The 24,047-nt window shown below is 55.2% G+C and carries 19 protein-coding genes, 1 tRNA gene and 1 pseudogene; 7 read left to right on the top strand and 14 right to left on the bottom strand.

The features are described from left to right. Positions 1-279: 279 nt before the first annotated feature. From ACR3EQ_RS21290 to ACR3EQ_RS21260, 7 genes are all read right to left on the bottom strand, one after another. Positions 280-1,572, bottom strand: coding sequence for a dynamin family protein (locus ACR3EQ_RS21290; protein WP_480492012.1), 1,293 nt, complete (start codon positions 1,570-1,572; stop codon positions 280-282). Further along, positions 1,569-3,611 (bottom strand): dynamin family protein, encoded by a 2,043-nt coding sequence (locus ACR3EQ_RS21285; protein ID WP_170611163.1) that lies wholly within the window; start codon positions 3,609-3,611, stop codon positions 1,569-1,571. Before ACR3EQ_RS21285 ends, ACR3EQ_RS21290 begins: the two co-directional genes overlap by 4 nt. A gap of 67 nt (positions 3,612-3,678) precedes the next feature. Beyond that, positions 3,679-4,533, bottom strand: a complete 855-nt coding sequence (locus tag ACR3EQ_RS21280; RefSeq protein WP_170611161.1) for a hypothetical protein — start codon at positions 4,531-4,533, stop codon at positions 3,679-3,681. Positions 4,534-4,555: 22 nt separating this feature from the next. Beyond that, entirely contained in the window at positions 4,556-4,957 is a 402-nt protein-coding gene (locus ACR3EQ_RS21275; protein ID WP_170611158.1) for a hypothetical protein, read from the bottom strand. A 52-nt stretch (positions 4,958-5,009) separates the two neighbouring features. Then, positions 5,010-6,737, bottom strand: coding sequence for a dynamin family protein (locus ACR3EQ_RS21270; RefSeq protein ID WP_170611155.1), 1,728 nt, complete (start codon positions 6,735-6,737; stop codon positions 5,010-5,012). Between the two features lie 8 nt (positions 6,738-6,745). Next, the gene (locus ACR3EQ_RS21265; RefSeq protein WP_170611153.1) at positions 6,746-8,758 is read right to left on the bottom strand and encodes a dynamin family protein; all 2,013 of its coding nucleotides are present in this window, start codon (positions 8,756-8,758) and stop codon (positions 6,746-6,748) included. A gap of 3 nt (positions 8,759-8,761) precedes the next feature. Then, positions 8,762-9,253, bottom strand: a complete 492-nt coding sequence (locus tag ACR3EQ_RS21260) for a hypothetical protein (RefSeq protein ID WP_480441549.1) — start codon at positions 9,251-9,253, stop codon at positions 8,762-8,764. A 351-nt stretch (positions 9,254-9,604) separates the two neighbouring features. On the opposite strand from ACR3EQ_RS21260, the gene ACR3EQ_RS21255 reads away from it, so the two are divergent. Together ACR3EQ_RS21255 and ACR3EQ_RS21250 are read left to right on the top strand one after the other, a co-directional pair. Beyond that, positions 9,605-11,053 (top strand): trimethylamine methyltransferase family protein, encoded by a 1,449-nt coding sequence (locus tag ACR3EQ_RS21255; RefSeq protein ID WP_170611150.1) that lies wholly within the window; start codon positions 9,605-9,607, stop codon positions 11,051-11,053. Between the two features lie 422 nt (positions 11,054-11,475). Continuing rightward, positions 11,476-11,560, top strand: a tRNA-Leu gene (locus ACR3EQ_RS21250). A 123-nt stretch (positions 11,561-11,683) separates the two neighbouring features. Here ACR3EQ_RS21250 and ACR3EQ_RS21245 read toward each other — a convergent pair. Next, positions 11,684-12,441 (bottom strand): IS5 family transposase gene (locus ACR3EQ_RS21245; protein ID WP_480492010.1). Its coding sequence is split into 2 segments (ribosomal slippage): positions 11,684-12,117 and positions 12,117-12,441, totalling 759 coding nucleotides; the frame shifts between segments, so codons are not numbered across the junction. Positions 12,442-12,644: 203 nt separating this feature from the next. On the opposite strand from ACR3EQ_RS21245, the gene ACR3EQ_RS21240 reads away from it, so the two are divergent. Continuing rightward, positions 12,645-13,643: an aldo/keto reductase gene (locus ACR3EQ_RS21240; protein ID WP_170611144.1), complete on the top strand. Its 999-nt coding sequence runs from the start codon at positions 12,645-12,647 to the stop codon at positions 13,641-13,643. A gap of 281 nt (positions 13,644-13,924) precedes the next feature. Here the strand turns inward: ACR3EQ_RS21240 and ACR3EQ_RS21235 are convergent, their stop codons facing one another. From ACR3EQ_RS21235 to ACR3EQ_RS21225, 3 genes are all read right to left on the bottom strand, one after another. Then, on the bottom strand, positions 13,925-14,974 hold the full coding sequence (locus ACR3EQ_RS21235) for a hypothetical protein (RefSeq protein ID WP_480492008.1): 1,050 nt from the start codon (positions 14,972-14,974) through the stop codon (positions 13,925-13,927). 69 nt (positions 14,975-15,043) lie between these two features. Then, positions 15,044-15,973: a hypothetical protein gene (locus ACR3EQ_RS21230; RefSeq protein ID WP_480492007.1), complete on the bottom strand. Its 930-nt coding sequence runs from the start codon at positions 15,971-15,973 to the stop codon at positions 15,044-15,046. A gap of 199 nt (positions 15,974-16,172) precedes the next feature. After that, a complete protein-coding gene (locus tag ACR3EQ_RS21225; protein WP_480492005.1) occupies positions 16,173-16,871 on the bottom strand; it encodes a Crp/Fnr family transcriptional regulator in 699 nt (232 codons plus the stop codon). Between the two features lie 103 nt (positions 16,872-16,974). Here ACR3EQ_RS21225 and ACR3EQ_RS21220 point away from each other — a divergent pair, with 103 nt between their 5' ends. From ACR3EQ_RS21220 to ACR3EQ_RS21210, 3 genes and pseudogenes are all read left to right on the top strand, one after another. Continuing rightward, positions 16,975-18,921 carry a DUF3604 domain-containing protein gene (locus tag ACR3EQ_RS21220; protein WP_480492004.1) on the top strand — a complete coding sequence of 649 codons (1,947 nt, stop codon included), beginning with the start codon at positions 16,975-16,977 and terminating at the stop codon, positions 18,919-18,921. Between the two features lie 10 nt (positions 18,922-18,931). Then, positions 18,932-20,815: pseudogene (locus ACR3EQ_RS21215) on the top strand (DUF3604 domain-containing protein). A gap of 165 nt (positions 20,816-20,980) precedes the next feature. Further along, positions 20,981-21,244, top strand: coding sequence for a PfkB family carbohydrate kinase (locus tag ACR3EQ_RS21210; protein ID WP_170611131.1), 264 nt, complete (start codon positions 20,981-20,983; stop codon positions 21,242-21,244). Positions 21,245-21,403: 159 nt separating this feature from the next. On the opposite strand, the gene ACR3EQ_RS21205 is transcribed toward ACR3EQ_RS21210, so the two are convergent. The 3 genes from ACR3EQ_RS21205 to ACR3EQ_RS21195 all read right to left on the bottom strand — a co-directional run bounded on the left by ACR3EQ_RS21205 (position 21,404) and on the right by ACR3EQ_RS21195 (position 22,578). After that, a complete protein-coding gene (locus tag ACR3EQ_RS21205) occupies positions 21,404-21,955 on the bottom strand; it encodes a GNAT family N-acetyltransferase (RefSeq protein WP_170611129.1) in 552 nt (183 codons plus the stop codon). A 181-nt stretch (positions 21,956-22,136) separates the two neighbouring features. Next, the gene (locus ACR3EQ_RS21200) at positions 22,137-22,364 is read right to left on the bottom strand and encodes a DUF1127 domain-containing protein (protein WP_170611126.1); all 228 of its coding nucleotides are present in this window, start codon (positions 22,362-22,364) and stop codon (positions 22,137-22,139) included. Beyond that, positions 22,354-22,578, bottom strand: coding sequence for a DUF1127 domain-containing protein (locus ACR3EQ_RS21195; protein ID WP_170611124.1), 225 nt, complete (start codon positions 22,576-22,578; stop codon positions 22,354-22,356). The genes ACR3EQ_RS21200 and ACR3EQ_RS21195 overlap by 11 nt, the downstream gene beginning before the upstream one ends. A gap of 100 nt (positions 22,579-22,678) precedes the next feature. Between ACR3EQ_RS21195 and ACR3EQ_RS21190 the strand changes: the two genes are divergently transcribed. Next, the gene (locus ACR3EQ_RS21190; RefSeq protein WP_480442350.1) at positions 22,679-23,620 is read left to right on the top strand and encodes a LysR family transcriptional regulator; all 942 of its coding nucleotides are present in this window, start codon (positions 22,679-22,681) and stop codon (positions 23,618-23,620) included. The last annotated feature ends 427 nt before the right edge of the window (positions 23,621-24,047 follow it).

The following is a 24,047-nucleotide window of genomic DNA, read 5'->3' as shown; positions in this document are numbered from 1 at the left end:
TCACAACCAGAAACAACCGCAGAACACTTGAGAACGGTTAGACGTTTCAAATTTGACTTTATTGGGGCCACCTGATGGCTTCACTAAGGATCGTTTTTGATCAAAAACTACATACAGTAACAGAGGCGGGTGTTGTAGCTATATGTTGTGTTCCAGCTCGTCAAGCGTGTGAACTGATCGTCCGCTAAACGCTCTTGGTCCACGAAATAGAAACAATAAAAGGCCGATTCTGCCGGGCTCGATTCGCGATATCCAAGATCAATTTTAAAGAGAAAATTGTCAGGTGCCGGTTTTCGGTTGTGGTGAGGAAACCTTGCTTCCGGCCCAGGCCAGGTTGTCGCCCAGCTGCGCCAAGATGCTGATCGCGTCCTTGAGCGGCGCATCGCCACTTTCGAACTGAAGCAACAGCAGCAGGTCAGTGGCCTTTTCGAACTCACCCGGTATCCAGTCTGCCTCGGGGTCGATTTCGTCCCCCTGTTCCAGACGTTCGGCGAAGTCTTCGACGATATCCTGGCAGCTTTGAAGGAAGGCTGCGGGTTCGATACTGGACGATTCCCGCAGGTCCTCGTAGATGCTGGTGATTGCGGCCAGCCAGTCTTCCAGGATCGGGTTGTCCAATGGGGGCAGGGCGGTCCCGAGCGCCGTGTGCATGGCCGACGCATCGGCGCTTTCTGACTCCGGCGCCGGTTCCTCACCGGGCAGGCTTTCCAGATAGGGCAGAAATTGTTGCCGCAGGTCGGTGCGAGCGGCCTCCAGATCCTTCAGGCGTCGGTCGGATGCGACTTGCAATACCTGTTCCGCTAAATTTCGCCCGCCGCATGTTTCCCATAGGTCGAAATCGGGCTCGGGCTCTTGCGCCATTGCCTTGACCGCTATCGGTGTGCCGATTGGGACAACCGTACGGAACAGGTCACCTTTTTCCTTGTTCAACCGAGCCAGAACACGATCCAGCGCATCGCGGACCGGCGGCAGATCGGTATGAGTGACGGCCAGCAGGCTGTTTGCCCGCAGTTCTTCCGGAACCCGGGCCCACAGATGACGTTCGGTTTCGCGCCAGGCATTGGTTCCGTTTGTGCACCAGATCGCGCAGTCGACAAACTTCAGAAGGTCCAGCGTTTGCTTGTACGTATCGTCAAGCGCACCAGACCCCGGCAGATCGAACAGTGAGATTTCCTTGAGTGCAGGTGTATTCAGCCCGACTGAGATGAAATCGGGATTGTCCGCAGCCGCCTTCTCAAGCGCTATGCCAGAGTACACCCTTGGCTCTTTATCCCACCACCCGACGGTGGTTTCCGGTGTATCGGCATAGGCAACAATCACCAAGGGCAGTTTCAGATGTTGCGGCCCGGTCGGCAGTATGTCGGCCCCGGCCAGCATGTTGGCCAGACTGGATTTGCCAGCCCCGAACTCGCCCGCGAAACCGATATTGACAGCATTGGACAACCGTTCGGCGTGGGCCAGCGCACGCTCGCGCATTTTGTCCAGCGCCGTATCGGAAGGCAATGCCTCCGTCGCGGTCAGAAAGCGCTCAAGCTGACGCACCTCCTTTTCGGTTCCGGGAAATTCAATCATTCAGCAGCCTCTGCTTGTGTGTTTTCCGCCAAATTCGGCCCGAATACGGAACCCAGTTCATCGGCAATCCGCCGGGCGCGATCATATGCGGTCTGCGCCTGTGTTCTCGCATTTGCCTCTCCGCTACCGGCGCGATGTTCAAGATGTCCGGCCAACAGAGCCATGTAGTGATCCAGAACGGTATTCAGACGTTCCAGTAAATCCCCGCGCGCGGTGTCGACCAGATCATCACCGATCATCTCGAATTCCTGAACGATCATTCGTTCGGCCCTGGATACCACACTATTACGCGATATCAGGCGAGAGAGCCAGTTCACACGCAACTCTACCGTGATTCCGCGTGTCAGGGCGGTTGTGTCCGGCCGGTACCACCGCACGGCACTGGTGTTCATGCGGTTGTCAGCCGGATCATGCCAGCCTGCCAGTGTCCGCAGTGCCGCGTTGCATTGCATGTCGATGGCGTAAAGTTCGCTCAGCATCCGTTGACGGACGACCTGCGTCGCCCCCTGAACCAGTTCCCGCATCCGGTCGCGCAGCGGGGTAAAGTTCAATTCGGTATCGCCGCCCCTGATCAGCAGCGGCGATTGCCCGTTCGGTCCGCGCACCACGCCCGATACGGATTCAGCCACCGTGTCATCCATGACACCTCGCAGATTGGCCAGAACGTCGTCCATATTATTTGTGATTTCGCTGGTTTTTTCGACCACCAAGGCGCGAAGATCGCCCAGCGTCTTGTCGTTTTCATCCGCACTTGAAGTGTCTTTGCCGGAATCGACTTCCAAAGCGCGAAGATGCGCGCCAGAGCGTTCAACCTCGCCCTTGGCGAAACTGTTCAGGTGCTGCCACGCCATGCGCATCTGTTCGTTCCGGGGGCCCTCGGTGAGGGCGCGGGTCACATGCCGGCGCAGATCCGGAAGGCCCGAGGCGATCATGGCCGCAAAGCGCAGGACACCTTCGCGACTGATGGGACCGGGCCCCTGTTTGATCTCCTCAACACCTTTCAGATATTGCTTCATCTGTTCGGGATGGGCTCGCAACCAGGCAAGAACGTGATCGTGATTGATCCCGGTGTCATCTCCGGTGAGGGCATAATGTGCCCATTGGGCACTGCCCATCAAAACGTCGATATCCGAGTTTCCAAGGGCTTTCTCAAGTCCGTCGCGAACATCCGCACGCACTTTCGTGGCATCTTCGGCACCACCGCCCAGTTCGTCCACGCGGTTGATAAACACGACGATCTGGCCCAACTCCAACGCCTGCATCAAACGGAAGAGTTTCAGGTCAGCCCGGGACAGGGCCTGATGCGCCGACAGAACCACAACAAAAAAGTCGGATTCCTTCAGATACTGGCGCGAGATTTCCTCGCGGATCAGCAGCGGGTCGTTGACACCGGGTGTGTCCGTGACGGTCAGCGGGAACGGAAAGTGGCCGATGTCAAAATAGACTTCGGCCTTGCGGGTAATGTCACTGTAGAGGCCCCGGTCAGAACCGGGGTCGTGCGTTTCAGTATCGGTTGGATCATCCCCGGCGCAGACATAGCGCGCCAGATCGTCCGTATTGAGATGCTCCAGATCGTGGTGCTGACCCAGCAGTTGTTCATAGCTTTCGCCCAGACGCAGCCGGGCGCGGGTTTTCATCGCCTCGACCTGTTCCTCGATCATCTCGCGCTTATAGCTGTCCTCGTCGTCGGGGAACATGTTGCGCAATTCTTCACCTTCGGCGATCAGCGCCTGCCATTGGCGATTGTCGAAGAAATGAAACTCGGCCCCGTCCGTCCGGCCCGAAGGATGCCCGAAATGCATATCGGTGATTACGGTGGTCCAGGGGTTTACATCCGACGGAAGGAACTCGGCCTGCCCGGTGAAGCCATTGATCAGACGAGACTTACCGGCCTTGATCTGACCGACAAAAGCGATGGAGGGCCTCAGATTTGTAAGGTCTCTGACAATGCGCGAAATGAACTGACGGGTTTCGTCATTGCTCACTTCATTCATGTCTTCTGCGATGCGAATTAACTCGCGACGATTATTTTCACTCATAACATTTTACCTGTTTACTCGTACTCACGGATTGAATTATTCGAAAATTTGATTGTTTTGGGCGCGGTCATTCCTCTGTTCCCTTCAGAGTGGTCCACAGATTGACCGCTGAACCCAGCTTGCGCGCCTCATGCAAGGCGACCGCGAATTGATCACCATGCTGCAGTACCGCCAGGCCGGCTCCTTTACCGCCGGACGGACGCATGACAATTAGTTGCGGCTTTTCGGAATCGATAGCCAGATCGGCGTTCCAACCGCTCAAATCCTTCGCAAATTGTGCAAGAAGTTCCTGATCTGGCCCAGCGCTTTGGCCGGGTGCGCAAATACCATCGGATTGCAATTCGCGCCCATCTGAGCTTTCCGCCAGAATGCGTCCCAGCGCAAATTTGTCGGCCGCGTCAAAGTATCTTGCCGCCAGCGTATCCGATTGGGGTACGGGCGGTTGCAGGTCCGGTTCGACATTGGGCACAATCGAAACAATTGGTTCGGTTGGAAACTCTATACTCTGGCAGGCAACCTGGATTTCGCTGAGGGTTATCCCGACATCATCTGCTTCCAGCGCGGTATCCGGCTGCAATGACGTCAGTTCCAGCGGGGCAGGGGCAGCGGCAATGTCCGACACCAGATGGGCCAGCCTGTCAGTCAACGCATCCCGCGGTTCGGTTTCAAAATCCGGCACCAAACCGGACCGGACGCGAAAGACATCCGTGACCCTTGAACTGTTGACCTCAATTGCAAGGCAATCCCCATTGGCGGCCGTAAATTCCAGGCGGCGCGGCAACACGGTGCGGCGAATGGCGCGCAATACTTCAGCGCGACGTGTTACGGGCGTGTCACCCGCCAGCGTCACAGCCGGAGAAAGCCGAGCAACTGATGACCGCCCGATGTCTTCGAGCATGTCAAGTATGTCAGTATCCATCATGCCTTGACCCCCTCAGGTCCAACTAGACTGCAGCCGCCACCGAGCCCAGACTGAGATGTGATTTCGCCAGCGCCAACCCGACATTCGCGCTGTTGTGACAGACGTAGCAGACAACATGATCGGGATATTCCCGGGTCCGCAGAAAAATATTGAGCCGATCATTGGAAAACACTGCAATCTCGCCAAAGCCGGAACCGTTTGGGGTTACTGGTTCTGCCTGCCGCAGAAGCTGCTCAAAGGCCCGTACTCCCCGGCCCTGAAACAGGTTGGCGACAGCAACTGCAAGTGTGTCCAATGCGTCGCCACCTTCCGGGTCAGCGACTTTTGTCCCCAGCAACATCCCGGTTTCCATATCGATATACCCGGCTGCGATGCAGTCGGGTATTGATTCCATTGCAGTGGTCAACGCAGCTTCGATCGACATCTAACACCTGGCAATTCTGTCGAAACTGTCCGTCAGGACAATGTTTCCGGGGCTAAAGCACATGCCATTCCGCCCTGCTGTTTTCACTGGTTTTTGCCATTGGGCGCAACGCCTCTTTGGTCTGCTGCTCGTTGTGCTCAATGGCGATCTTGTCAAACTCAGCCAGAAACGCCGTAAATACGTTCTTTAAGCCTTCGACATCTTCCGGCAGGTCTTCGTCCTTCGCAACCTCGCGCCACATGGCGGATGCGCTGAGCGAGCTTTCCTTAGGCGCCGACATCTGACCAGCTATCGCATCTATGTTCTCGGAATCGCGGCTTTGCGCTTCGGCATTTCCGCCCGGCATGGACAGAATCTCGGCTTCGGCCGGGCTAAGGTCTTCAGGCTCGGGTTCGTATTCCTGGTCTGACTTGTCCGATTGCTGGGCCAGCAAAGCGGTGATCGACCAGACCGAAACCTCAATTCCCTCTTCTTTTTCAGCCTCGTCCTCGACCGAGACTTCAGGCGCATCCGCTGGATTGTCTTCAGTCGCCGCGATCAGGGTTTCAGACTCGTCCCAATCTTCGGGTTCACTGGTTGCAATCGCGGGATCGCGAGCCTCTTCATCCAGTTCGTCTTCGTCCAGCAGATCGAACTCGTCTTCATCCGAAGTGGATCTGGCCAGTGCCGTCAGGTCCAGCGGGCCCTCCGACGTTTTGCGGAAAAAGGTCCGTAAATCGTCGTCGTCTACGCCGTCTTTGCTCGAGTCTACGGTATCGGGCACCATCTCAGCCCGCAGTCGCTCGGCCTCAGCCGCGTCAATTCTCGGTCGTTCCGAATCCTCGCCTTGCCGCTCCACACGTGCAGGACGCACTGGAAAGCTGGTGACGACCTTGGGTTCGTCGCTTTCGTCGGCAAGGGGGTTTATCAGCTGGAGGGGCACCGCTTCACTTTCGGGCCGTTTGTCCCCCTCGCCATCAGCCTTACGCGACGGACGCAGCGGCTGAACCCTGGGTTCGTTGGAAAGCGTCTTGTCGATCTGATAACGGGACAGCTGTTCTGCCCGGTTGTCCATAATGTGCTCAGTGATCTCCAGAAAGCTGTCGACCATCTTGCCGCCACCACTGCGCGACCAAAGCTCGGCATCACCGGTTTTGTCCCGTGCCGTAATGGCATCGCGCGCAGAAAACAGGATCGACCTGTTGAACAGATGTCCGGCTTCCCGATTGACCCGTCGCAGCACTTTCTGGCGGTCTTTGACATCAAGTGCATCGACGCGGGTGACCAGCAACAGGGAGTTGTTCTGCAAACGCTCGGGCAGGGATACCCAGGTTGCGCGTTCAGTCTCGCGCCAGGCCTGCGTTGCATGGGTACACCACAGAACGCCATTGGCCTGACCGATTGCGCGCCGCCACACATCGGTCGAAATCTTGGGATCCGAAATGCCCGGGGTATCGATCAGGTCGACAGCTTCCAGAATGTCGGCCTCGAGATAGATGCGAATGAACTGCGCATCATTCACGCCAACACTTTCAAGCTGATCCAGCGTGATACTTTCCGTGCTGCCATCATGCCGTTTTACGAAGGCAGGTTTGTTGCCCCAACTGAACCAGATGGGCGGCAATTGCGTCGCCGTGACCTGTGTCGGCAATGCCTGCGTGCGCAGGAGAAAATTCATCAGCGTCGATTTCCCGGCGCTGAATTCCCCCATTAGCGCAAAGACCGGCTTGCGGCGGGACCACTGCTCGATGCGTTCCCAGGCCTTAGGTGACACGAAGCGGTTTTGTGAGTCTTTTGTCATATCTCTACTTATGCTGCCTCGTTACTTAGATCTTTAAGGATGCTACCCAGGATTTCGTCCCGCGATTTCTGCAGTTGGATGCCTGCCATCAATGCGGTGTTGCGTCCGGGATCCTGCTCCGCCGTAGCCGAGATGTTCAGCAGGGTCTCATTCTGTTCACGCATGAAATCGGACAGAGTAGCCCTGACGTTTTCCAGAACGGCTGCGATCTGGTTTTCTTCGATATCCTTGGTGATCGAGTTCGCTTCGGAGGCGATCAGGCGGGTGTAATCCGCCGCATAAGCCTCGAATCCTTTGCGGCGTTTCCACCAGCGGCGCCACCAGGTGCTTTGCAAATCAAGCGCAATGGTTCGCCCGATGCCCAATGGCGGCGGGACGCGCGGTACAATCGGGGCTTCGATCTTGAATTCACCCAAATGGTTGCCCAGCAAACTGTGATACAGCGCCTCCACGTCCGTTGCGGCGGTTGCGTAAAGCGCTCCGGCTTCCTTGCGCATGGTTCGGGCGAAGCTGAAATAGGCGGCCTTCTGCAGGGTGCGCAGCCCGGCCGGATCATACTGCCAGGTGCCTTGTTCGCCGTTCTGTTCCAGATGGGAAATCAGGGAATCCGTCGCCCGTTTGACAAAATTTGCCTCAGCCGAGGCCAACCGTTCAAGCACCTTGTCGCGCAGCGACGTGGTCAGGTCAGCGACCTTCTTTTCGTATTCGGCGGCTACGGTGGAAATGGCGTCTTCTGGCGATACTCCGTCCAGATCCCGAACCACTCCTTCGTCACCAGACAGTGTCTTGGCGACGGCCGTGGCCCGAATCTGGCTGGCAATGTTTCGGGCCCGGTGGCGCACACGATCCAGCAGACGGGTGCCCGCGCCTTCGGCAATGCGTTCATTCATGGCCAGCAGAAGGTCAGGCAGACCGGACAACGCCCAGATTTTGTCAAGCGAAGGTGCCTGATCGCCAAATCCGGCCGCCAGATAGAACGTGTTCAACGCCTGTCGAGATTCTTCTGTCAGGATGTCGGGGTTGCCAGTCAGTGCGGCCTCGGCCCACAAAGCGCTTCCAAATACAACGCTGGTGTTTATGTCGATGTTGTTCTGTTTCAGCGTGTCTTGAATCCGGTCGCGGATTTCCGGAACCTGATTGACGGGATCGGCCAGCTCGTCGATCCGGTTCACGAACAGGATGATCTGACGGTGTTCGAACTGGGCGATGATCCGCATCAGCGCCATATCCATGGTGGTCAGCGCCTGACTGGCCGCGAGAACCACAATACAGACCTCGGATCCGCGCAAGCTGCGCAAGGTGATCTGTTCGCGCACCATGAAAGTATCGTTCACACCGGGCGTGTCGCAGAGCTTCAGCGAGATCGGGTATTGAGGAATATCCATGAACAGTTCCGCTGATTTGGTGACATCGGCGAACCGCCCCGTTTTTGGGTTAATATCCGGGTCGTCTTCGTCCCCCAGACACACATAGCGCTGGATCAGTTCCTCATCGAAATAGTCGTACTGGTGGCTCTGGCCGAGAATCAGGTCGAAGTGCTTTCCCAACCGCGCTTCGGACTTGGACTTCATCTCATTGATCTGACGCCGGATATCGTCCATTTCGTCGTCCGCACCAGCCCGGTTGGCCAGTTCGCCTAGCCGGCCGCCGCCAACCATCAGATTGTCCCACTCCTCCTGCTCGAAGAAGGTAAACCTGGACTTGGTGCCGCCCTGCGTACGGGTGTTTATGTTCAGGGTGGTGACAACCGAGGTCCATGGGTTCACATCCGACGGCAGCAGGGCTGGACGGCCCGCAAGGATGTTCACGATCGAGGATTTACCGGCCTTCACCTGCCCGACCAGCGTCACTGACGCGGTAAAGTTCTCCATCCGCGTTTTGAGTGTCGCCAGCCGCGCCGAAGAGCGCGCATCGGCCACTTCCGTCAATTGGTCGATCTGAGCCGTCAGGGACGTCATGGCCGACGTCATAGGTGACAGGGCCTCATTACCTACGGACAGAAGATGTTCGTTGCGCGCCATGGATCAGCCTCCGGTTCCAGTTGCGGCGATTTGCAGGGTTTCCGGCATACGGCCAGAAGGCGCGCGGGTCAGGGTGTCGATCCGGGCAATCAAATCCAGAGCGTTGCCCAGAATTTCGGCTTCGGCGCGCGGAGAAATGTTTTCATATGCTCCGGCATCGGCCAGAACTTCGATCAGACTGAAATGATCACCATTTTCCAGGCGTGCAACCTGGCGTCCGGTGGGAAACCCTTCAGATTTGACGGAAGGCAAAGGCATCCGTGCATTGGCAAGCAGATAGTGGTCGCCGGAATGGGTTCGCAACGCAATGCCAAATCCCGTGTCAGGGTAATCGCGGTTCAGTGTTTTGAGTTCACCAAGAAAGCTTTGACGTGCAAAAACGACAGCGTCTTGCTCGGCAGCGGCGGAGTTCATCATGTCGGTCACGGTAAAGACCCTTGTGCTGGAGTTGAGTGAAACACTGGTACAGCGCAGCAGATGCGCAAAAAGACTCATTAACTCCTGTGCCCAAGAAGAACCCTCAAGGCGGTGTTATTTTGACGCGAATAAGATATTTTAACGTTTGAATTGTGGCGCGAATGTGGTGAGGCGCGCATAAGAATGCCTCAACCCATGGGAGAGTTCGCTTGATTTCCTTCCCGGCAACAAGAAAAAGGACGTCCCGTCGTTCAGGGCGGGTGGTGGGCCCGGCCTGCCTTGAGCGAAATAATTTCACGAAATTATGCAACTAATAGAATTGAGCTTGAAAGTGGCGCTTCCTAAGATGCCTCCGCACTGGGATCCACATAGGATGTAGACATGCGGCGATCACGATCCGGTCGGGGCTTGGCACTTTCTGCGCACCAAATGACGCCGCCTCCTTTCGGTGGGCGGTTCAGACCGCTGGACGAGGGCAAACTTGCCCAAATTACAAACGCCGCATTTGATATTTTGGAACGGACAGGAGTGTCGGGTGCGTCCCGTGATATTCGTGAACTTGCACTGGACAACGGCGCGTTGCAGCGGGCGGACGGGCGTATCACCTTTCCCCGCGCTTTGGTTGAAGAGGTGATTTCTAAGGCCTGCAAGCGGGTCGAACTGCCCGGGTTCATCAAGGATCGCGGGATCGAGATAGGCGGTGGAAAGGTTCATATAGGTACCGGCGGCGCGGCCGTACACATCCTTGATTCCGAAGCCAATACATATCGCGACAGCACGCTGAAGGACCTTTATGGTCTGATGCGGATCGTCGATTCCTGTGATGCGATTCACTATTCTTTGCGCCCGGTGGTCGCGCGGGATCTGGAAGACCCGTTGACGTTGGATATCAACACCGCCTTTGCGGCAATGAAGGCGACATCAAAGCCCATCGGCACCAGCTTTTTTGACCCGGCGCACGTCGCCCCAGTGATCGAGATGTTTGATCAAGCGTTGGGGGCAGAAGGGGGTTTCGGGAGCCAACCGTTTTGTTTTGCCTCGGTATGTCATGTGGTGCCGCCGTTGACGCTGGCAGAAGAAGCATGTGGTGTCATGCGCGAATGCGTGCGTCTTGGGATGCCGCTCCAGATCTGTTCGGCGGCTCAGGCGGGGGCAACCAGCCCCGCCTCTCTGGCCGGAGCGCTGGCGCAAGGTCTGGCAGAATCGCTGGCGGGTCTGGTGCTGGTCAACATGATGAGGTCTGGCTTTCCCTGCATCCTTGCCTTTCTACCATTCATCTCGGATTTGCGCACCGGGGCCATGACCGGTGGATCGGGTGAAGCCGCAATCGCCAATGCCGCCGCCGCGCAGCTGTTGCTGAGCCTCGGCTTGCCATCGACTGTTTCCGCGGGGATGACCGATGCCAAGACGGCTGACGCGCAGTCAGGATACGAGAAGGGCTATACCATCGCCCTGGCCGCGCAGTCCGGGGCGGACATGATCAACCTTTCGGTCGGCATGCTGGGCTCGATCATGGCCGCCAGCAAAGAGGCGCTGGTGATCGACAACGACATGTGCGGTGCGATCCTGCGGTCGGTTCGCGGGGTCGAGATGTGTGACACCTCGATTGATCTTGACCTGATTGAAGAGGTCGTCACAGGCGACGGGCACTATCTTGGCACCGCTCAAACACTGAACCTGATGACCCGCGAATATGTCTACCCCTCTCTGGGTGATCGACAAAGCGTCAATGATTGGCTGGAAAGCGGTGCACAGACAGTATGGGATCGCGCCATCGCCCGCGTTGCCCAGATCGAGGCACAACCCGCGCCCGACCATCTGCCCGCTAAGGCCGAGGAGGCTTTGCGTGCGCGGCTGCCTATTCGCCTGAAGATTTGAGCACCCCACGCGTCAGCAGAAATCGGGATTGCCGGTAGTGAGCGGACTCGCATTGGTTTTTCTGCTTTGGTGCGCAGAGTTCTGATTGATTGGACCCAGCGGAATTTGCGAAGCAGAAATGCTCGCGCAGATGACTTCATGAACACCTCATCCGATTGCGCACCTATATTGCCGATCATCTCAGTAGAGACGAATAAACTCAGCAGGGCCTGTTCAATTGTATCGCTATGTCATTGTTTCTACACGACATTGAACAGGATTTCGTTCAGCTGACGGTTGCCATGAAAGAATTTGGATCAGTACCTTGATCAGGCGTAATATTGCGAACGGGAATAAACTTTGGCGTCGCCTGCAATTCCCTCTCGCACTTGGTTTCAAGCTTTGATATTGACCCCGTCAATCCGGCGCGCAAATGCCGGAATGCGGGTGTGGCGAAATTGGTAGACGCACCAGATTTAGGTTCTGGCGCCGCAAGGCGTGGGGGTTCAAGTCCCTCCACCCGCACCATAATTTTAATAAATCATAATATATATCAAATAGTTAGATGAAAGCAGTGGCCACCAGACCCACTAACAGGCCAACCTTAGTCTCACCATAGTCTGCGGACTAGGGTCAGGACTCGTCCTTGTTTCATAGCCAGAAGATGACCGTGGCGGCGAGAGCGATGGCGGAGATGAATACCTTTGGGCACCTGTCATATCGGGTTGCCACACGCCGCCAATCCTTGAGCCTGTCGAACATAATCTCGATCCGATTGCGTCGTTTGTAGGGGCGTTTGTCATATTTGACGGTGGCCTTGCGTTGCTTCCGGCCAGGGACACATGCGCGTATCCCTTTGTCTTTCAGGGCTTCTCTGAACCAATCGGCGTCGTAACCTCGATCTCCGAGCAGCCAGTCGACATTGGGCAGGCTGCTCAAAAGGGCTTTTGCCCCGATGTAATCGCTCACCTGTCCAGCGGTTACAAACAGGTTCAGTGGGCGGCCTTTACTGTCACAGATGGCGTGCAACTTGGTATTCATACCGCCTTTGGTTCTGCCAATCAGGCGACCGCGTCCCCCTTTTTAACGCCCAAACTGGACGCTGTGCGGTGGGCTTTCAGATAGGTGGCGTCGATCATGATCGTCTTCTCTTCGCCATGCTCAGCGGCCAGACTGACCATAATCTGGGCAAAGATGCCTTTGTCGCTCCATCGTTTCCAACGGTTGTACAGGGTTTTGTGCGGCCCGTATTCCTTGGGCGCATCCCGCCACCGTAAACCATTGCGGTTGATGAAGATAATCCCACTCAACACACGCCGATCATCGACACTAGGTTTGCCGTGGGACTTGGGGAAATAGGGCTCCAGACGCGTCATCTGCGCATCGCTCAGCCAGAAAAGGTCAGACATGTCACCGCTCGTTTTCGAACGGTGAATCATGCCGAAGAACGGAAATCAATGGGTCCTGACCCTAGGCAACCGAACGCCTACGTAGCATATTAACGAACTTCGGTATTAGGCTATTGACTAAACATTAGAATACCAGCGCGTTGCTGTTTGGATCGCCAGTTGGTTCATGGTCAGCTGCCGTTGTGGCTTGTCGAAGGAAGAAAATGAAGACACGTAAACTAGGCGCAAACGGACCTGAAATCGGTGCCATTGGTTATGGCGCAATGTCGTTCTCAGACATGTATGGACCAACAAATGAGAAAGCTAGCCACGCGATCCTCAATGCGTGTCGTGACCTCGGCGTCACACATCTGGATACGGCCAACGTCTATGGCATGGGTAAATCAGAAAATGCCATCGGGTCCTATCTGAAAGCCAATCCAAGCGCCCGTGAAGAGTTTGTCATTGCGACCAAAGCGACGATTACACGCGACGCCGACGGCAATCGCGTATTCGATAACTCGGCGGAGCATCTGGAGGCCGAGCTGGACAAGTCGCTGCAACGTCTTGGGCTGGACAGCGTTGACCTGTTCTATGCGCACCGCCGCGATCCTCGCCTTACGCCAGAAGAGACTGCGGCCAATCTTGGCCGACTGGTCGAGAAGGGAAAAACCAAAGCAATCGGGCTTTCCGAAGTCGCGCCTACGACGCTGCGCCGCGCGATGCAAACCTTTCCAATCGCCGCCGTCCAATCCGAATACTCATTATCGACCCGGTTTCCCGATCTTGGACTGGTACAGACGTGCGCCGAACTGGGTGTCGCTATGGTAGCGTTTTCGCCTGTCGGGCGGTCGCTACTGACGGACAACCCGATCCCGCGTGAGCGCATCACAAGCCTGCCATTCTTAGCTGGCAACCCGCGCTTTATGGAACCCAACCTGTCTGAAAATCTCCGCATCACAGATGGGTTCCGAAAACTAGCGGCAGAAATGGACACGTCAGCTGCAGGTTTGGCGAATGCTTGGCTCCTGACCCGTGGGCCTCACGTCATACCGATCCCTGGAACGCGGTCTGTTGATCACTTCCGAGAGTGCATCGCAGGTGCGGAGTTGAACCTTACGAATGCCGACCTGGAACGAATAGAAGAAGTTTTGCCAGTCGGCTGGACGCACGGGGACCGCTATTCGGTGGAGCAGTGGATTGGACCAGAGAGATACTGTTAAATGGGTAGTCTGATCAGTCGTAGGTATCGACAATACGATGATCCATACTCCAAAATGCAGTGCGTCGACATTCGAGGCGATAAGTTTGAAACCCCGGCTAAACGTCTGCTTCGTCCCGCACAGCCGTCGTCCGTTCCCTTGTTGGACTGGTCAGGGGCTACTCTACAGGTGACCAAGGTCTGTTTCGAGCCCATTGCGACGGATGCTGCATCGCATACCAACGGCAGCTTTTTGCTAATTGGGACCCAAGAGACTTGTCGGATGACCGGACTGGAAACTGCCTAGCCCGGTTTCCATGGTTGTCCTGCCTGCACTTCGGCATACGTCCATCTTGGGAGCTGCGGGGCACGGCCATCAAAAACGAACAGCTTGGCTATAAGTTTCTCGCAAACGGGAAATGGCTCATGTGGCGCGCCAAGGCCTCGCAATATGTAATCCAACGTTTCAGGTGTGAAGCGATCCCGGATACTTTTTGCCTCGTAGCGCGAGACGTCTTCGAATGGATACGGCGCTCCGGACGAACCGAACGTCCACTTTCCTTCTGGTGCGGCGTAAATGCTTCGCCTGCAGTTATTGGGGGCCTGTCCACCCCGCTCAGGGCAATTATAGGCTTCAAAAATGGTCGCTTTCGGTTTCTTTACGATCCGCAATCCAGTGCAACTATGCGCCCTTGCAAGCCAAGACACTTCCAAAAAGACGTCTGATCCAAGCAGGCTGTTGTTGAAGTAGCTCGTCCAATTCTTCCCGTTGGCGACAAGAAGCGCTCGGTCCGAAGCCATGCTCAACGGCTCAAGATTGGGAAATAGCTCGTCGGCTTTGCCTTCCAGATCGGATTGGACAGGGTCGAGGGCACCGGTGGAGAAAAATGCCGTTAGTGCCGACGCAGCTTCGTCAAGCGGCATCGAGAACAATGCGTAGGAAGTCGTGGTTGGCTCAAAACTATTCATAGCTGAGCCTAACGAAAGAGACGGTATCTCGGCAAGCATGCTAACTACTGCGCCGGACTGCTTCACCGGCCAAGAGAATACGTTGTCGAGATGTCGAGCTTCTCGATAAAGCAGTTGTTCGCAAAGCGACCGCGAAATGGTGCTTTGTCCGCATTGCCGAAGTTGGAAAACCAGATGAGCGACCAAACAATGCGGATGACCGCTTTGAGCCGAAAGACGACATAGATCATGAGCGCAGCATTCGTCGCTCACGGGCGGAAGGCTGACACTCGCCGCGCTTGCCAAATGGATCTTCGATTCCCAGAAACCGAACGTTCGGATCAACCAACCATGAAATAATTCTAGACGGGCGTCTGGCAGGAGTGCAATTTTAATACGCAACAAAGATCAGCTGCTTTAGTATGTGGGGCCAATCAATGAAGCAGTTTCGGCGCAGATCGAAACCGTCAGTTGTCACTCAATTGAGGCTAGTTTGGTTTGGATGACGAACTTGGTTACCGGGTCAATTTCATCGTTTTGCAGCAAATACGCAAACTGGGTATCCAAGCGCGTTTCATTCCAATTGCGCATGGCAATCGCAATCTCCAAAGCCGACGAGTGATCCTGTTCCAACTCGCGGGAAAAAATCTTGATGATCTTATCTCTGAGTTCAGGCGACACCCAACCTGAGTCAGCCAGGGCGCGAATGAGGGATTGCTTATGGTCCTGTTTGAGGTTTGCCGACCCCAACGCGGCGTCGACAACTGTGACAGCGTATGGCCCATCGACAGATATCCCAGCCAAAGCCCAATCATACGCATACCCCGAGCTTTGAAAAACCGACCTGGGATATCTTGATCGGACAATTTGTCTGGCCTTGTCATCGTCGGCCTGGAGGCCCAGCAATCGGATCGCAACCGGAACGAAGCTCATGCGAGCGAGGCTGTCGAACTCACGCAATAACTCTTCTGCAGCAACCGTGTTGCGCAACATTTGGATACTGCCGTTCGGCGCTCGGTCGATTTCGATCAGGGCAGTATCTCTGAGCACCCGATCTTCTTGCGAAAGGTATCGGGCAAAAAACGCAACGCGCGCATTGGATGCCGTAGTGCGGTCCTGCCACAGCTCGGCTTCGGTCCAAAGCGCTTCCAAGAATTTCTCGCGCTCGGGGGTCAGCGAGAATATCCTTGTCCACTTGCGTGACAAGCCGCGTCCGGCACCATCCTTGGCAACAGTTCCGTAAGTCAGCAGAACTGACATCTTGGGGTCAGCGCGGAAGGCAGCGCGGGTTGTGCTGTCGATCAAGAATGGAATTTCAGGAAATCTCTCCAGATCGTCCGATGTACTTTTTATGATCTGACGTGGGGCAAACTTGAATGGATTGTCCTGTGCTGGTCCTGCCATGACTACGACGTCGGCCGTGATCAAGTGATCCGCAAGTGAGGCCTCGGGCAGCGTGATGCAAACTTGGCATGCCAAAGCCGAACGCGGGCCGAATAGCCCAAAGCAGAAGATCGAAAATACGATGAAAACCCGAGAAAAGGATAGGGGTAGCTTTTTCCAAGATTGGCTACGGTTATGACATGGAACAGCACGCATCACTCTATTCCTCGACCACGCGCTGCAACCCGTCCAAGTCGATCAAGACGGTGCGCCCATATTCCAAGCGTATCAGTCCTTCGGTCGCCATTTCTCCTAAATACACCGAGATCTTGGACAGGGCGATATTCGACAGGTCCGCAAGTTCCTGCTGGCTGGCTACAACGGTGTCTGTCGGTTCGGCGCCCTGTAAAACGCCACGCCATCCGCCCAACCGCAAAAGCGCGGCAGCGATGCGTTTGCGAGTGTTTCGTTGCGCAAGGTCATTGGCTGCAGACATGGCCAGTAGCTGGTTCATCGAGGTGAGGCGGGCAAATGCTTCCCATAGTTTAGGGCGTGCATTTGCCAGTGGCCGAAACCGAGAATATGCGATCCTAACCAATCTGACACCGCCTGCGGCCTTCATTTCCACCAGACCGTCAACGCCAAGCAACAACTCTGATTCACCGAACCAGGCACCGGGGTGGTGGATATGACCCAAGACCGGCTCTATTTCGGTCAGGGCGAGGCGAACCTGAACCTTTCCCGAGACGGTGCCATAGAGAAAGCTTTGCGGCCCACCAATAGCGTAAACTGTTTCCTTATCCTTGTAAGTGACGATTTCGGGAATCTGTTTGAGTTTTTCTAAGCTTTCTTGAGATACGCCTCTTAGCCATGCTGAAGAAAAGATAGGGAAAAACGTATCTTTAGATTCCTTCTTCATCGCAATTACCCCGTTTGGGAAAGTATTTGACAAACCGTTCTGTTAGCTTTGCCCAATAACGTTTACGTTACAATAGTATAAATATCTGATAATAAACAATATTATGGGGGCATTAGGGATGCATTCCGCTCAGAATTCTCGTGGGTTTCTGTTCTCGATTTCTGTTGTCAGCTGCGCTGCTATTACTTGCATTGCAGGTATAATAGCACATTCGGCAGCAGCGCAGGATGCGCCCAATGTTGCACCAGATCGGGCTGAATATTCCCCTTACCCAGAACAAAGTTTTCCCAATCAGGTCTTTTTCGGCGACACGCATCTCCACACATCCTATTCGTGGGATGCCGGATTGGTCTTTAACAAACTATCCCCTGCAGATGCTTATAAATTTGCCAAAGGCGAAACGGTGGTTGCGTCTACGGGTATCCCCGCAAAACTGCAGAGGCCGCTGGATTGGCTGGTGGTCTCCGACCACTCTGACGGTCTTGGCATCGCTCCGCTGCTGACACGCTCTGATCCGACATTGTTGGAAGACCCTCTGGGCGCAGAGCTGTATGAGCTGGTCAGCCAGAAGACGATCGAAAGCACGCAGGCCGCTCATAACTTGTGGCTTGGCCGCGCCTATGAAGGCACGAACCATCTGGCATCGGATCAAAATGTCCCCAAGATTCCGTGGGAAGAGATCATCGATGCCGCTGAAGAGGCCAATGTGCCCGGCAGCTTTACAGCCTTCATCGGATATGAATGGAGCTCGGCCCCGGACGGCAACAACCTGCACCGTGTCGTCGTTTATCGGGATGGCAAGGAAGAGGCGAATACCCGTATTCCGCTGTCCAATGAACTCAGCAATGATCCCGAAGCACTGTGGGACTGGATGGAGGACTACCAGTCCGAAACCGGCGGCCAGCTTCTGGCCATCCCACATAATGGGAACCTGTCCAACGGGCTGATGTTCGATGACAAACGGTTCTCGGGGGAACCTCTGTCAGCAGAATATGCCGAGCGGCGGCAACGTCTGGAGCCTCTTTACGAGGTGACCCAGATGAAAGGGGATGGTGAGACGCACCCGGCCTTGTCCCCGGATGACGCATTCGCGGATTTTGAGACATGGGACAAGGGCAGTTTCGGGACCGAAGTAAAAACACCGGAAATGCTGCCTCGCGAATACGCGCGCTCGGCCTATCGTTTGGGGTTGCAACACGAAGCTGCTCTTGGTGCGAACCCGTTCAAGTTCGGGATGATTGGATCGACAGATGCTCACACGTCATTGTCGACGACACGAGAAGAGAACTTCTTTGGCAAAATCACGGCCCTTGAGCCATCGGCCCACGAGATGCGCTTCAATGAAGCCATTACCGGTCGGCTCGGCGACGAGGCCAACCAGATCAAGGCTTGGGAAACTTCCGCGTCGGGGCTGGCCGCTGTCTGGGCGCGCGAAAACACTCGCGAGGCCATCTTTGACGCTATGATGCGGCGCGAGGTCTTCGCTACGACAGGGACACGCATGAGAGTTCGTGTCTTTGCGGGATACGACTTCGAGGAAACCGACCTGCCGCGTTCGGATTTTGACGCTTATGGGTATGAGAGCGGCGTGCCGATGGGGGCCGATTTGGCCGCCTCGGGCGATGGCCGCGCGCCGCGTTTCATGGTGCGGGCGCTTCGTGATCCAGATGGTGCCAACCTGGACCGTATTCAGATCGTTAAGGGCTGGATGAACGCGGACGGCACGACCACGGAATGGGTGATCGACGTCGCCTGTGGTGGACGTGACCTGATTGACGGAGCATGTGACGGTCCGGTGGGCGATACGGTGGATCAGGAAACCGCCACTTGGACCAACGATATCGGTCAGGCCACTCTGGCCGGTTTCTGGGAAGACCCCGATTTCGACCCGGCGCAGTCTGCCTTTTACTACGTGCGCGTGCTGGAAATTCCTTCGCCGCGTTGGACCACCTTTGACGCAAAGTTCTTTGGCACTGAACTACCCGAGGGTGCTCCAATCTCCATCCAGGGGCGCGCCTATACCTCACCCATCTGGTACACACCGTCCTGAGGATTTCACCATGTATTTGAAAGCACTTACAGTATCAGCCCTTGCACTGTCCTCGGCCGCGTTAGCGCAGGACGCGCCACCGTGGAATCCGGGGGAACGTGAATACTCACAGTACCCGGGACAGGATTTTCCCAATCAGATTTTATTTGGAGATACCCACCTGCACACGTCTTATTCGGTTGATGCAGGGATGATTGGCAACACATTGGGCCCCGATGAAGCCTACCGATACGCCAAAGGCGAAACAGTCACCTCATCGATGGGCGTCAAAACACAGCTCATCAGGCCTCTCGACTGGCTTGTGATTTCGGATCACGCCGAAGCGCTGGGGGTTGCCCCGATGATTGCCCGGTCTGATCCGATTATTCTGTAAGACCCATTGGGGCAGGAGTTGCATGCCCTGGTGATGCAAGGAACCGCGGATGCTGCGGGAGAAGCCTTTAACCTTTTCACCAAGACAAAGGCGGATGGAACGAACACTCTCGCGTCCGACCCGAATGTGCCAGTGGCTCCATGGGAAGAAATCATCGACGCTGCAGAAGTTGCCAACGAGCCCGGAAGGTTCACGGCACTCATCGGGTTTGAATGGACGTCGGCCCCTAATGGGAACAATTTGCATCGTGTCGTTGTCTTCAAGGACGGTAAAGATGTTGCGAACAGCAGGATACCATTGTCATCTGACCTTGATCCGAACCCTGAAGCGCTGTGGGACTGGATGGAAGAGGTTGAGGCCGAGACCGGTGGCAGTTTGTTGGCCATCCCACACAACGGAAACCTGTCCAACGGTTTAATGTTCAATGACACGCGATATGGAACAGACGAACCGATAAACGCGGACTATGCCGCGCGACGTCAGCGGTGGGAGCCAATCTACGAGGTCACCCAGATGAAAGGGGATGGCGAAGCCCACCCGATGCTGTCGCCAGACGATCCGTTTGCCGATTTTGAGACTTGGGATACGACCTCGCTGGGCGGATTTGAACCAAAGGTGCCCGAGATGGTCTCGGGCGAGTATGCTCGTGAAGCATTAAAACGTGGCCTTGCACATGGTGCGGAACTGGGTGCCAACCCATGGAAATTTGGGGTGATCGGATCCACGGATGCCCACACCTCTCTGGCATCGACGCGTGAAAACAACTTTTTCGGCAAAGTTGCGCAGCTTGAGCCAACGGCGGATCCGATCCGTTTTGAGGAACCGGTCGCCGGACGGCTCGGGCCACAAGACACATGGTTGCGGGCGTGGCAGACCAGCGCATCCGGCCTTGCAGCCGTCTGGGCTCGTGACAATACACGGGAAGAGATCTTTGACGCGATGATGCGGCGCGAGGTTTTCGCAACCACCGGAACGCGCATCCGCGTCCGTGTGTTTGCCGGATATGACTTTGAAGAATCTGACCTCCCTCGGTCGGACTTCGCGGCGCACGGCTACGCCAATGGCGTACCTATGGGGGGTGATCTGGAAACGAGTGAAGGTCGTGCGCCGCGATTCCTAATTCGGGCGTTGCGTGACCCGGATGGCGCCAATCTGGACCGGGTTCAGGTCATCAAGGGCTGGCTGAACGCCGACGGCACCACATCCGAGAAAGTCTATGACGTCTCATGCGGTGGTCGCGAGATTGTCGACGGGGCGTGTGATGGCCCGGTTGGAAACTCAGTTGATGCGCAAGAGGCTACTTATACCAACGACATCGGCCAGGCGATTTTAGGTGGCTATTGGGAGGACCCTGATTTCGAACCCACACAAAGCGCGTTCTACTACGTCCGGGTTCTGGAAATCCCTACCCCGCGCTGGACCACCTTTGACCGCAAGTTCTTTGGCGTCGAACTGCCCGAAGGCGCGCCCGAGTCCATTCAGGACCGGGCTTACACATCGCCCATCTGGTACACGCCCTGATCCCAATCAGTAATCAACCCCCGCACGAAGGGACAACGCGACAAACGCGTGAATTCGTCTGAACGAGGTGACATAAATGGACAAATTTCTACGCGGCCTGCGTCCCGCGCTGGGTACCGCGGCCCTTGTCCGACCGCGACTCTTGAACGATATGCAAGACATGGTGTGGAGCGGATCGTCGTAAAGAACGGCGAGCATTCTGTGGTTTATCAAGATGGGAATATTAGAGGGGAGGTGCCCGCTAAGCCGGAAACTTCCGCTATTGATACAACAGCCGCTGGTGACAGCTTCAACGCTGGCGTTTTGCTCAGCGTTTTGGAGAAAAGCGATTTCCGCGCAGGAATATCATTAGGCTGCCAATTGGCCAGCTACGTAATCCAAGCCAAGGGAGCGCTGGTTCCTGTCGATGCACTGCGTGTTACAGCCTGAGACGATAAATCCCGACTTGTGTTTAACGTGGAATATGCGCACCGCACGGCCATTATCTCAAGAAAGGCAACTTAAACACTGAAACAATAAAGGTATTAGAAAAGGTCATTCGCTTAAGTCCAATTAAACGACCGCAATACGCAGTGTGTTATTGGTCGTCTAAGTAAAAAGCAGATGTGAGTGTGCCCTAGTTTCAGCGATAATCTCAATGGCAATTGACGCGGGCGTCGGCCAGTTGGGGTGCAAGATTGCTTCAACAATATCCGCGTCAGCTACAAACTGCGCGTTATGTTTCGCCGCAAGATAGCGCAAGTGGCGGTTTTCCTTCAGGCACATCATTTGGATAGTCCGGACGCCTCTGTTCTGCGCCATCGCGTACATCAGTTGAAACAAAGCGTCGCCAATCCCAATGCCTTGCCACTCAGCTTCGACAGAGAGTGCAGCCTCTGGCTTTGATGGCCATGAATGAAAGAGGCCGCGCAGTTCGACAAGGCCTCTCAATTGGCCCCAGACAAACGCTCCACAAGCGATACTGTCGTACCGGAGGATATTCTGTGCGTAACTCAAGACACCATTGTCGTCGACGGCTCCACAAAATCGTGCCCGCCGCGTTCGGACATCTAACCGCAGAAAATGATCACAGATGTTATCTAGATCGCCGAAACCGAGACGACGGACGACCAGATCTTGTGAAGTTCTCCTATCGCTCATTTTTCGGGGCTCCTGCTTGGCAGGTTGGTTTGGGCCAGCACTTTCGGGAGGAGTTGAAAATGCTGGCCCGTGCGTTGGCGCTCCCTGTCGGCTTTTTCGCCACCGCTCATGCTGGCTTACTCTGGGAGGAGCGAGAACCAGCATTTTTCGTGTAAGCTTTTGGACCTGAGGGCTCGCTTACCTATTCGTCAGCCATCAATTTTCCGGCATATTCCGGGATCTCAGATCGCGAAATTCCGATCTGAGAGAGTTGGTAATCGCTCATATTTGAAAGCGCAGAGAGCATCCGGGCCAATTTCAGTGCTTTCAAGGCAGCTTTTGCCGTGGATCTGATCCACGCCAAGAAGCTGATTGATAGGGCAATGGCGTGACCACGATCTGTACCAGCCGTTTGGGTGTTAGCAGCCATATGCAGCCTCCATAGCAAGTCTTTTGATGCTACTGCGCGGAATGCCCAAATCTATTAAGTCACGGTCAGATAGCACCGAGAGTTCATAACAAGTTTCGCGATAAACCCTGCGTTTGGCCCGTGCCTTGCGTATCGTGTCCAGCTTTTGATGAAAGAACGTGCGGCCAGCTTCGAAAACGACATCCAGCGCGCTGTTTGATCGAGTAATTGCCATGATATTGCCTCGTCCATTGCTGCAATGCAGTATTTATGCTGCAATGCAGAGATAAGGGCATTTGGTAGCGCTCACAACTCGCCATTTTGGCAAAGGCCCCATGCCATATTGGAACAGCAAAGGTTATGACATGGACATTTCTGCGCAAATGCTAATCTTTGCGACGGTTGTCGAGCAGGGCAGTATTTCTGCGGCTGCAAGATCAATGGGGCAGACCCCATCAGCAGTAAGTAAGCAGATCGGGTTACTTGAAGATCAGGTGCACTACCGCCTTCTGAATCGTACCAGAACGGGTGTCTCTCCAACGCGGGAAGGCCAAGATTTCTATGAAAAATGCAAAGAGATGGCTGACAAATTCAATGAAGCCAAAGCGATGATCCACAGCTTTGACGGTGTCCCACGCGGAGAACTCAGGATCGCATCCACTGTTGCATTCGGTAAGTCCCAACTGATTCCTGCCCTCCCAGAGTTCATGAAAGAGAACCCAGAGGTAGAAATGTCTTTAAATCTGACCGACCGAGAAATTGATCTTCGGAGCGAAGGGTTCGACGCGGCGATCTGCTTTGCGGAACAACGGAAGAATCCAGATATGGTGATTAGGCGCGTTATGCAGAGTCGAAGGGTACTATGTGCCTCACCTGAATACCTTGAGCGTTGTGGAACACCGTCGAATTTTGCCGAACTGGCTGAGCACAATTGCTTGAGAGTTGCTGGGAGAAGCCAACGGAACGCTTGGAACAGCATCGAACCGAACGCAGGCGAAAAGTTTGAAGCAACGGGCAGCTTTGAGGGGAACAGCACCGATGTCGTCTTTAGAGCCGCTCTGGCTGGTATCGGCATCGCACGGCTGCCCTGCTATATGGCAAACAGGAAATTTCTCTCTGGCGAACTTGTCCATGTCATGCCGGAGTATGCACCTCCCAGCACGGATATTGTCGTAATGTTTGCCGAACGGAGGAATCTGGCACCAAAAACGCGCGCGTTTGTGGATTATCTCGCGCGGCGGTTTCGGGATGCCGAAGAGAACCAAAGGAACGGCTAACTACGCATAGAAACGGTCGTAGTTGTCCAAAATATTCCGGTCCCGTCCGCTGTGAGTGGTTAAAATTCCGGCCGACATTGGAAGAGAACTGAAGGGGTACCTCCATCAAAAACCTGGCATTGATCAAAAAACACTACATAGGTCATTTCGGTCACCTAGCTGCCTTCTCCGAACGCGTTATCAATGGCTGATATCAGCGGCATAAAAGTGATATTACGTTTAACCCGCAGATGAGCTGAACACTTAACGATGAATCGCTTCATCTAAAACCGCTTCGACAATATCCGTCCATGGTTTCGAAACCATAAAAACATCCAATAGTAGGGATTGCGGGCCAAGACCTTGTCGCAGAATCTCTAACTGCGAAGTTCAAGTTACTGTAGCTTCTAAGGTCTTGGCCAAGATGGGGCGAGGATTTCAACGAAAA

It is taken from the genome of Ruegeria sp. AN11 (assembly GCF_056536005.1).
Note: the sequence above shows the minus strand (reverse complement) of the source record. Positions and strands in the feature narration are given on the sequence as shown.